The sequence below is a fragment of the Actinomyces sp. MRS3W genome (genome assembly GCF_032465695.1).
In the GTDB taxonomy this organism is placed as follows: Bacteria; Actinomycetota; Actinomycetes; order Actinomycetales; family Actinomycetaceae; genus Actinomyces.
The window spans coordinates 1-9,550 of record NZ_JAWDJJ010000016.1; the positions used below are offsets into that span (position 1 = coordinate 1).

Annotated in this window: 7 protein-coding genes and 3 pseudogenes; 1 reads left to right on the forward strand and 9 read right to left on the reverse strand. The window is 67.2% G+C overall.

Annotated elements, in window-relative coordinates; translation table 11 throughout:
- Window positions 1-36: 36 nt before the first annotated feature.
- The 6 genes and pseudogenes from RWX45_RS00315 to RWX45_RS00335 form a co-directional block, all read right to left on the reverse strand.
- A complete protein-coding gene (locus RWX45_RS00315) occupies window positions 37-1,002 on the reverse strand; it encodes a D-alanine--D-alanine ligase (protein WP_316021802.1) in 966 nt (321 codons plus the stop codon).
- A gap of 60 nt (window positions 1,003-1,062) precedes the next feature.
- Window positions 1,063-2,223: a PLP-dependent aminotransferase family protein gene (locus tag RWX45_RS00320; protein ID WP_410050657.1), complete on the reverse strand. Its 1,161-nt coding sequence runs from the start codon at window positions 2,221-2,223 to the stop codon at window positions 1,063-1,065.
- A 292-nt stretch (window positions 2,224-2,515) separates the two neighbouring features.
- Window positions 2,516-3,985, reverse strand: a complete 1,470-nt coding sequence (gene thrC / locus RWX45_RS00325) for a threonine synthase (RefSeq protein ID WP_316021804.1) — start codon at window positions 3,983-3,985, stop codon at window positions 2,516-2,518.
- Window positions 3,986-4,395: 410 nt separating this feature from the next.
- Window positions 4,396-4,548 (reverse strand): annotated as a pseudogene (locus RWX45_RS13430) (DapH/DapD/GlmU-related protein); the annotation flags it as partial.
- Between the two features lie 234 nt (window positions 4,549-4,782).
- Window positions 4,783-5,010: pseudogene (locus tag RWX45_RS13435) on the reverse strand (maltose acetyltransferase domain-containing protein); the annotation flags it as partial.
- Window positions 5,007-5,894 (reverse strand): helix-turn-helix transcriptional regulator, encoded by an 888-nt coding sequence (locus RWX45_RS00335; protein ID WP_316021806.1) that lies wholly within the window; start codon window positions 5,892-5,894, stop codon window positions 5,007-5,009. The gene RWX45_RS00335 and the pseudogene RWX45_RS13435, both read right to left, overlap by 4 nt.
- A gap of 182 nt (window positions 5,895-6,076) precedes the next feature.
- On the opposite strand from RWX45_RS00335, the gene RWX45_RS00340 reads away from it, so the two are divergent.
- The gene (locus tag RWX45_RS00340) at window positions 6,077-6,913 is read left to right on the forward strand and encodes an oxidoreductase (RefSeq protein ID WP_316021807.1); all 837 of its coding nucleotides are present in this window, start codon (window positions 6,077-6,079) and stop codon (window positions 6,911-6,913) included.
- Window positions 6,914-7,048: 135 nt separating this feature from the next.
- Here the strand turns inward: RWX45_RS00340 and trxA are convergent, their stop codons facing one another.
- The 3 genes and pseudogenes from trxA to RWX45_RS00355 form a co-directional block, all read right to left on the reverse strand.
- Window positions 7,049-7,375: a thioredoxin gene (gene trxA, locus RWX45_RS00345; RefSeq protein ID WP_316021808.1), complete on the reverse strand. Its 327-nt coding sequence runs from the start codon at window positions 7,373-7,375 to the stop codon at window positions 7,049-7,051.
- 134 nt (window positions 7,376-7,509) lie between these two features.
- Entirely contained in the window at window positions 7,510-8,436 is a 927-nt protein-coding gene (gene trxB, locus RWX45_RS00350) for a thioredoxin-disulfide reductase (protein ID WP_316021809.1), read from the reverse strand.
- 146 nt (window positions 8,437-8,582) lie between these two features.
- Window positions 8,583-9,550, reverse strand: a pseudogene (locus RWX45_RS00355) (hypothetical protein); the annotation flags it as partial.

Here is a 9,550-nt window from a genome sequence, read left to right on the forward strand (position 1 = left end):
TTGCGGCCCTCCTGTGGAACGGTACGCGGCGTGCCCTTAGGGATGAACGGCGGGGTGATGCACGAGCTCGTCGTAGAGCCCGGGCAGGTCTCCCGCGGCCTCAGCGGCCATGGGGAACAACGACATTTCGGTCATGCCGGGAATGACATTGACGTCGATGAACCACGGCTGACCGGCGTCGTCGAGGATGAGGTCGGTGCGGGAGAGGTTGCCGAGTCCCAGTGTGCGGTGCACGGTGACGGCCATGTCCTGGACCCGCTGCACCGCGTCGTCGTCGATGCGGGCGGGAACGAAGTACTCCGAGCGGCCCGGGTTGTAGCGCGCATCGAAGTCGTAGCGGCCCTGGGAGACCACCTCGACCGGCGGCAGCGCACGCGGACCGTCCCCTGTGTCGACGACGGAGACAGCGAGCTCGGTGCCTTCAATGTAGTTTTCGATAAGGGCGCGCTCGTCGTAGGCGAAACAGGAGACCATGGCCGAACGCAGTTCGTCGGCATTGGACGCGTACGAGACGCCGAGGCCGGAGCCGCCCTGGTTCGGTTTGACGACGACGGGGAGGCCGAGGTGCTGGGCCACGACGCCGAGCACTTCCTGGGCGCCGAGCTGGCTGAAGTAGGCCTTCGGCAGCGTGACGGAATCGGGTGTGAGCACGCCGGCGGCGCGTACCGACGCCTTGGCGGTCGGTTTGAACGAGGAACGCTGACAGCCATCGGAGTGAGTGCCCACATAGGGCAGGCCGAGGGCGATGAGCACGTTCTGCAAGCCGCCGTCCTCACCGTGACCGCCGTGCATGAGCGGCCAAACCACGTCCGGGCCGAAGGCCTTGAGGGATGGAATCGTGCGCGCATCGACGTCGAGCAGCACGACGGTGTGGCCAAGGTGCTTGAGGACGTTCATGACCCGATTACCGGAGCGCAAGGAGACATCGCGCTCGTGGCTGAGGCCGCCGGCGAGTACTGCGATGCGCAGTGGTGGGCGCTGGGACTCGGTGGTGTCACTCATGACGGCTCCTTACTGGCAGGGTTGCTGGGCTGGCGGAGGCTTCGGGGTGGCGCTGCATGGTCATACCTGGTCCGGTGAGGGCGCGGAGATGCCACTTGAGGGGCGGCGCCGGGCCGGGCCGAAGAGGTTGACGAGGTCGAGGTCGTGCGCGACCACTTCGGACAGGCGCCGCACCCCTTCGCGAATGTCGACGGGCTCGGGATAGCAGAAGGACAGGCGCATATGGTCGCGGCCCGCGCTTCCGCCGGCGTAGAAGGCCGTGCCGGAGACGTAGGCGACGAGGTTGGTGACGGCGCGGGGCAACATCTCCTTGGCGTCGAGGCCATCCGGAAGTCCGACCCAGACGTAGAAGCCGCCGTCGGGCACGTTCCACGTGCACATGGGCATGAACTCGGAGAGCGCTTCGACCATGGCGTCGCGGCGGCGGCGATACATGTGGCGGAACTCGTCGATCTGTCCGCGCCAGTCGAAGTTCTCCAGGTAATTGGAGATCGAATACTGACCCACCGAACTCGGGCACAGGATCGCGGCCTCGGAGGCGAGCTTCATCTTGTCCCGCACCGCCGGCGGCGCCACCGCCCAGCCGACTCGGTAGCCGGGGGCGAAGATCTTGGAGAAGGAGCCCAGGTAGACGACGTCGTCCGGCGCGAGGGTTTTGAGCGCGGTGTGTGTGCGGCCCTCGAAGTCGAGCAGGCCGTAGGGATTGTCCTCAATGATGAGGATGTGGTGGCGACGGCAGATCTCGATGACCTGAGGACGCCGCTCGTCGGAAAGCGTGACGCCGGCGGGATTGTGGAAGTTGGGCAGGCAGTAGAAGAACTTGATGCGTCGACCCTGCCGCTCAAGGTCGTCGATGGTCTGCTCCAGCGCGTCCGGGATGACGCCGTCAGCGTCAATGGGCACCTGCTGGACGTCCGCCTGGTAGGTGGAGAAGATCGAGAGCGAGCCGACGTAGGTGGGCGCCTCGGTGAGAATAATGTCGCCCGGATCGATGAACAGCTCGGTGATGATGTCGACGGCCTGCTGCGAGCCGGTGGTGACGACGACGTCGTCCGGCGCCGCGTCGATGCCCTCCAACGCCATGACCTCCGGGATCTGTTCCCGCAGGCGTGGCAGGCCCTGGCCGTTGCCGTACTGAAGGGCGCGTCCCCCGTCCTTGCGGATCATGCGGGCGGTCGCTTCGGCGAGCTGGTCGAGCGGGAGGTCCTTGAGGTTGGGCATGCCGCCTGCCAGCGAGACGACCTCGGGCCTGGAGGCGACGGCGAACAGGGAGCGGGTCTCCGACTCGCGCAGGCCATACGCACGGGTGGCGTAGGAGTCGAGCCAGGGATCCAGCCGGTTGCCTCGTTGTGGGTTGGTGTCGGTCACGTGTGTCCCCTCCCGGCGGGTATGCGTCGTCGGGGTCAAGTCTGCCACGATCAGGGTTGGCGGCAGTGTGTCACGTGAAACATCACGCTGGGAGCTCGCCGTGGCACCCAGGCGAATGTTTCACGTGAAACATCGGTGCCGGGGGCTACCTGCGCAGGGCGCGGGCGCCGATGATCTCGCGCAGTCGTTCGGGGTCGCAGGGAATGTTGACCACGTGCTGGTCGGCGTCCAACAGCTGCTGCACCGCCGTCGACACCGGCTGCGGCGCTCCCAGTGCTTCAGCAACGGTCTCGGGGAACTTGTCCGGCTTGGCGGTCTCGAGCACGAGGGTCGGAACGCCGGGCTCCATGAGCCGCAGTGCCACTGTGACGCCGTCGGCGGTGTGCGGATCAATGGGCGTGCCGGTTGCGGTGTGAACGCGGCGGATGGCGGCGAGGCGGTCGGCGTGGGTGGAGGTGCCGGACACGAATCCGAACTGCTCGCGCAGGCGATCGCGCTCATCGGACAGGTCGAGCACTCCGGTGCGTTCCAGCTCCGGCCAGCGGCGCTGGAACTCCTCCGCGCCCAGCAGCGCCCAGATGAAGCGCTCGAGGTTGGAGGCCTTGGAGATATCCATGGACGGGCTGGAGGTTGCCAGGGTCTGCTCGCTGGAGCGGGGCCGGTAGATGCCCGTGGAGAAGAATTCGTCGAGCACGTTGTTCTCGTTCGTGGCCAGGATGAGGCGGCGGATGGGCACACCCATGGTGCGCGCGAGGTGGCCGGCGTAGATATTGCCGAAGTTGCCGCTGGGCACCGCCACGTCAATCCGGAAGGAGTCGACGCCGGTGCCAGCGGCCGGGACTGAGGTCGCATCGGCTTGCAGGTGGTCCGACGCCCGCAGCCAGGCCCACACGTAGTAGACGACCTGAGCGGCAATACGGCCCACGTTGATGGAGTTGACGGCGCCAATGGAGTACTCGGCCTTGAAAGCGGCGTCGTTGTTGATCGCCTTGACCAGGTTTTGGCAGTCGTCGAAGACGCCGTCGACGGCAAGGTTGTGGATGTTGGGGTCCGTGAGCGAGTACATCTGGGCGCGCTGCACCGCGCTCATGCGTCCCTGCGGCGACAGCATGAAGACGGCGACGCCGGGGCGGCCGCGGAAGGCGTGCTCTGCCGCGGAGCCGGTGTCGCCGCTCGTGGCACCGAGGATGTTGAGCACGCGGCTCTCACGGGCCAGCGCATAGGGAATCGCCTGCCCGAGGAACTGCATGGCCAGGTCTTTGAAGGCCATGGTGGGGCCCTCCGAGAGCCCGACCAGACCGAGTCCGGGGGCGACGTCGTCGAGGGATCGCAGCGGGACGACGGGAGCGGGGAAGCGCTCCGGCCCGTAGGCGGCCGCGGTGAGTTCGCGTAGATCGGCGGATGGGATGTCGGTGGCGTACAGCCCAATCACCTCGGCGGCGAGCTCCGGATAGCTCAGCGGGCGCCAGGACTCGAGAACCTCGGCCGAGACCTGGGGGACGTCGGCGGGGACGGTCAGTCCGCCGTCGGGCGCGAGTCCGGACAGGAGCACGTCGAGGAATTCGGTGGGCGCAAGCCCTCCGCGGGTGGAGATGTACTGCGTGCGGTGCTGCATGGCGCGCCTTCCGTGCCTGGTGTACGCCGGCCTGAACGCGCCCATCCTAGCGACTGCGTCCCGCCGGAGCGATGCGTGGTTCCTGAGCGCGCTTGCACACCCACGGGTGCATGTGCGGCGTGACCGTGAGGGCCTCACTCGAGAAGACGGCTCCTCAGTGAACAAACTGAGGCCCTCAGTGAATAGCGTGAGCGTCTCACTGAGCATAGTGACGCCCTCAGTGAATGAAGTGAGGCCCTCAGTGAAGTGCACTGACGCCATGGCCGGCGAACAGCTCATGCGGCCTATCGAAAGGCTGCGTCGGTAGGCCAGCGATGATGCTGAGACTCGTGTCCCCTACGGGGGTCTGCCATATAGGAGTTCCGTTCTGTTGTGGGCACCGAAGCGCTTTAAGAATCCGCCTCGGTGATCTTGCGGATGACCTTGGCGGGGACGCCGCCGACCACGACGTCGTCGGGCACGTCCTTGCTGACGACGGCGCCTGCGGCGATGACCGCCCCCGAGCCGATGGTGACGCCGGGCAGGATGACGACATTGCCGCCGATCCAGACGTCGTCGCCGATGGTGACCGAGGAGGCCTGGGCGAGCCACTGGCGCCGGCCGGCGCGGGATAGCGGGTGGCCGACGGTGGTAATGAGCGTGTTGGGACCGATCATGACGTGCTCGCCGATGTGGACCGGGGCGATGTCGAGGATGGTGACGTTGTAGTTGGCGAGGAAGCCGTCGCCCACGTGGATGTTCTTGCCGTGATCGCAGTTGAAGTTCGGCTGCACGGAAACGAATTCACCGGTGGAGCCGAACAGCTCGCGGATGAGCCGGTCCTGGGTGGCGTGGTCGGTGGGGTCGGTCGCGTTGAACTGGCGGCACAGGATGAGCGCCCGTTCCTTGCGTGCGGCCACCTCCGCATCGAGGAACATGTACGTCTCCCCGGCGTCGAGCTTGTCCAGCTCCGTCCTGGGCGGCGAGGGCCGAGCGGCGGGCGTTGCCGGATGACCATCACCGAGGTCGTGGGAATCTGCAGTCATGAGGCAATCGATCCTTTCTCGTATGCCCGAGTCCTGATGCGATGGGTCCGCTGCCACCACTGTCTCATGCGTCGGATCGAGTCCAGTGAATCGGCGTCGGCAGCGGTATAGATGAACACCATCTGGGTGTCGTCATCCTGGAGTGTGAAGGCCTCCCACTCGATGGTCAAAAGGCCGACCGCCGGATGATTGAAACGTTTAATGCCGGAGGTGCGCCCCTGGGGTGCGGGCCGAGCCCACCAGGCGCGGAAGTCCTTGCTGACGGCGCTGAGTTCATCGACGATCGCCGCAATCTGCACGTCGTGTGGGCGAGTGGCGGATTCGAGCTGGAGCACGCCCACTAACTCCGAGGCAATGACGTCCCAATCCAGATAGAGCGAACGCGTGGCCGGATCGGTGAACACCCACCGCAGCAGATTTCTCTGCCCGTCCGGGCGAGAGGGGAAGTCTGCGAGCAGCGCCCAGGCCAAGTCATTGCCGTCGAGCACCTCCATACGGGGTCCCAGAACGAAGGCGGGTTGATCGGAGAAGGCGCGGATCATTCGTGCTACGCCCGGGCGAACCGTTGGTAGACCAGGATCCTCGGCACGTCGGCCGGACGCCGGCCTGGCAAGATTGATGAGGTACTCCCGCTCTGCCTCGTTCAGCCGCAGCGTGTCGGCGACGGCTTCGAGCACTTGCTCGGACGGCGTCACCGGCTGACCCTGCTCCAGCCGTACGTACCAATCCAGGCTCACTCCTGCGAGGAAGGCGACCTCTTCACGCCGTAGGCCCGGCACCCGCCGCGGTCCCGTCACCTCAATACCTACGGAGGCGGGACTGATCTCGGCGCGCTTGCCGGTCAGGAAGGCGCTGAGCTGGCGATTCTTGGCGCGCACCGGCATAGGACCATTATCCGCTCGTTGCGGTGCAGCGGAACCCGATTCGCGCGAAGTTGCGTATGACTGTGTGTCCTAGGCTGAACTCACCCCTCCCGCCGTTGTCGTCGCCGCAGCAAAGTGTTGACGGGCCCCGGTGCCGACCTGACCGAGATAACTACCGGGGTGAGACGAGACGGGAGCACAGCATGTCCACATGGTTTATCACTGGGGCGTCGCGCGGTTTCGGGCGTGAGGTGGCCCTTGAGGCACTGCGCCGGGGCGACCGCGTGGTCGCCACCGCACGTCGGCCACAGACGCTTGATGGTTTGAAGGAGGTTGGAGGCGAACGCCTACTGGCCCTGGAACTCGATGTCACCCGGCCGGAGCAGGTCGCCGAGGCCGTGCGCGCGGCGCTTGATCACTTCGGCCAGATCGACATCCTGTTCAACAACGCCGGCATCGGATACTTCGCCGCCGTCGAGGAGAGCGATATGGCCAAAGTCCGCCGCATGGTGGAGATCAACCTCTTCGGCCTGGCGGATGTCACCCGCGCGCTGTTGCCATCAATGCGGGCGCGCCGTTCCGGCACCATTCTCAACGTCTCCTCCGTGGGAGGCGTGCGTTCCTTCCCTGCGGTGGGTTGGTACAACGCAACGAAGTTCGCGGTCGAGGGACTCTCCGAGGCACTGGAGCAGGAGGTCCGCCCGTTGGGGATCCGCGTGGTTCTCATTGAGCCGAGCGCCTTCGCCACGGACTGGGCGGGCAACTCCGCTGCGGAGGTGGCACCGGGCCATGTCATCGCCGATTATGACGCCACAGCCGGCGCGGGTCGCCGCTCCTTCCGCGAGGGCGTGGGCAAGGAGGCCGGCGATCCGGCCCGGGCGGCGAAGGTGATCGTCGACGTCGCCCACGAGGCCGAGCCGCCGAAGCGTCTGCCGCTGGGTAACTACGCCTATGACGGGCTGCTGGAGAAACTCGACGCCGTACGCGGCGACGTGGCCGCCCATGAGGCGGCGAGCAGGAGCGCCGACCGGCCGAGCTGACGGCACGCCCGCGGCCATGCCCAGACGATGGGAAGCGGCCCGCGGCAGCCGCTCCGAGGACGGCACCCCGCGGGCCGCGTTCACGGCAACCACTTCGCCCGGTTTCGGCACGTCATAAGTGCCGGTTTCGGCGTGTTAGCCGATGCCCTGCTCGACCTGCTGCTTGAAAGCGGCCTTGGGGCGGGAGCCGGCGAACTGGTGGACGACCTCGCCGTCGCGCACCACGGCGAAGGTCGGGATCGAGCGCACGCCGAAGGAACGGGCGGTGGCGGGGTTGTCGTCAACGTCAATCTTGACGAACTTGGCCCGCTCGCCGAATTCGGCGGCGACCTCATCCACGATCGGAGCCATCTGGCGGCACGGGCCGCACCAGGTGGCCCAGAAGTCAATGACGACGGGACGGTCGGACTGGAGCACCTCGGTCTCGAAGGTGGCGTCGGTGACGGCAAGTGTGTCTGACATGGGTTTCTCCTTAGCGGACATCGAGGGGTGAATAGAAATCGTGTGCATGAAATGGACGGTGCGGTGCCGAAGCGCTAGGCCCGGTTCCGGGCAGTGGCCGGACCGGCCCGCGCCGACGTGTGCGCAGCGCCGGATCAGGCTGTGAGCGTGGCCAGGTAGTGCTCGGCGTCCAGGGCGGCGCGGCAGCCCGAGCCGGCCGCGGTGACGGCCTGCTGGTAGAGCGGGTCGGCGACGTCCCCACAGGCGAAGACGCCGGGGATGTTGGTGCGCTGTGAGGGCGAGTCGACCTTGATGTAGCCGGCCTCGTCCAGCTCCAGCACGTCCGCAACCAGCTCCGAGCGCGGGATCTGCCCGATGGCCACGAACAGGCCAGCAGCCGGAATCTCACGGCGCTCGCCGGTGACGGTGTCCTCCAGCGTCACCGACTCCAGGGCGTCGTCGCCCCCGAGGGCGACCACCCGGGAGTTCCAGGCGAAGTTGATCTTCGGGTCATCCTGGGCGCGCGCGGCCATGACCGCGCTGGCGCGCAGCTGATCGCGACGGTGCACCACCGTCACCGAGGAGCCGAAGCGGGTGAGGAAGGTGGCCTCCTCCATAGCCGAGTCCCCGCCGCCGACGACGACGATCGGCTGGTCCTTGAAGAAGAAGCCGTCGCAGGTGGCGCAGTAGGACACGCCGTGGCCCGAGAGCCGCTCCTCGCCGTCGACCCCCAGCTTGCGGTATTCCGAGCCGGTGGACAGGATGACGGTGCGGGCCTCGTAGGTGGCGTCGTCGGTGGTGATGCGCTTGATGTCGCCGGTCAGCTCGAGGGCGGTCACGTCCTCGAAGCGGATGTCGGCGCCGAAGCGCTCGGCCTGCTCCTGCATCTGGGTCATGAGGTCGGGTCCCATAATGCCCTCGCCGAAGCCGGGGTAGTTCTCCACCTCGGTGGTGTTCATGAGGGCGCCACCGGCGGTGACGGAGCCGGCCAGCACGATGGGGTGCAGCTGGGCGCGGGCGGCGTAGATCGCGGCGGTGTAGCCCCCCGGACCGGAGCCGACAATGACGACGTCGTGGACCATGACTCTCCTAGCCTGACGGAATGGATGGATGTGCTGGCGTGCGGTCAAAGCGCGCGATGCGTGCACCGCGGGGCGTTTCCGCTGGGGCGGGTGCCCCACATGCTTGCGGAACCACTGATGAAAACGCTTTGTTCCGGCAGAGCCACCTATTTCAGGGTGATCTCCGTGATAGTGACCTTGAATTGCCCGTCGGCGGCGGTCGGCAGGTCCGTCACCCACAGGACAATCGACTGCGCGGTCGTGGCGTCGAAGTCGAAGCTCGTCGTGCCCTCGGTGAAGGCGCCCTCGGCGAGCAGCGTCCCGCCGGTGGGGTCCTCCGGGCTCGTAGCCCGAACCTGCACGTTGCCGCCGGTGCCCGTCCCCTGGATATCAATGCCGGAGACCTGCGCTTCCTGCTCCAACGCCACAGCCATGCCGATGCCCTGCTTCCAGGCCAGCGACGACTCGTAGTAGTAGCGCGAGGACCACTCCTGGTCGGTGTTGCCGTCGATGACGAGGCCGGCGTTCTCCGGGTGCTCGTTGTTGTCCCCGAACGGGTCGAGGGACTGGGCGGAGGAGAGGGTGATCTCAGCGGTCGGCTCCGGTTCCTCTTCCTGCTGTGGCTCCCCCTCCTGCGACGTGGCCGCCGCGGTGGTGGGGACAGTCTTGGCGGCGGGAATGTCGTCGTCCTGGAACTTGACCCCCGCCAGACCGAGCAGGTTATTGACGGCGAAGAAGACCCCCACCAGGACGGCCACGAGGACGGCGATGAGGACGGCGGTAGTGGTCCGATTGACCCGGCGCTCTTCCTCATCCTCCTCCTGATCCTGCTTCGCATCCGGCCGGGCCGGCGACGACTCGATCGAGGATGGGGCAACGCCGGCCTGCGCGGCGCTGGGCGCTGCGGTGGTGGCGGGCCGAGCCGCCGGTGCCGGTGCCTCATCCGTGGCGTCGGCAGGGATCTGGCTCGGCGCGGCGGCCGGCTGTTCCTGAGTGTCTGTTGCCGCGCGCGCGGTGGAGCGCCGCCGCAGTCGCGCCAGCACCCCGCCGGCGAACGCAGGGGTCGTCTCCGACGCGGAGTCCGACGGCGCGGTTGACTCCGCCGACGGAACCGAATCGGGTGCCGGAGCAGGTG

Bases quoted from the DNA above. Each gene is read 5' to 3' on its own strand.
- RWX45_RS00315 (WP_316021802.1), bottom strand. From the start codon at position 1,002: ATGAGTGACACCACCGAGTCCCAGCGCCCACCACTGCGCATCGCAGTA.
- RWX45_RS00320 (WP_410050657.1), bottom strand. From the start codon at position 2,223: ATGCCCAACCTCAAGGACCTCCCGCTCGACCAGCTCGCCGAAGCGACC.
- thrC (WP_316021804.1), bottom strand. From the start codon at position 3,985: ATGCAGCACCGCACGCAGTACATCTCCACCCGCGGAGGGCTTGCGCCC.
- RWX45_RS00335 (WP_316021806.1), bottom strand. From the start codon at position 5,894: ATGCCGGTGCGCGCCAAGAATCGCCAGCTCAGCGCCTTCCTGACCGGC.
- RWX45_RS00340 (WP_316021807.1), top strand. From the start codon at position 6,077: ATGTCCACATGGTTTATCACTGGGGCGTCGCGCGGTTTCGGGCGTGAG.
- trxA (WP_316021808.1), bottom strand. From the start codon at position 7,375: ATGTCAGACACACTTGCCGTCACCGACGCCACCTTCGAGACCGAGGTG.
- trxB (WP_316021809.1), bottom strand. From the start codon at position 8,436: ATGGTCCACGACGTCGTCATTGTCGGCTCCGGTCCGGGGGGCTACACC.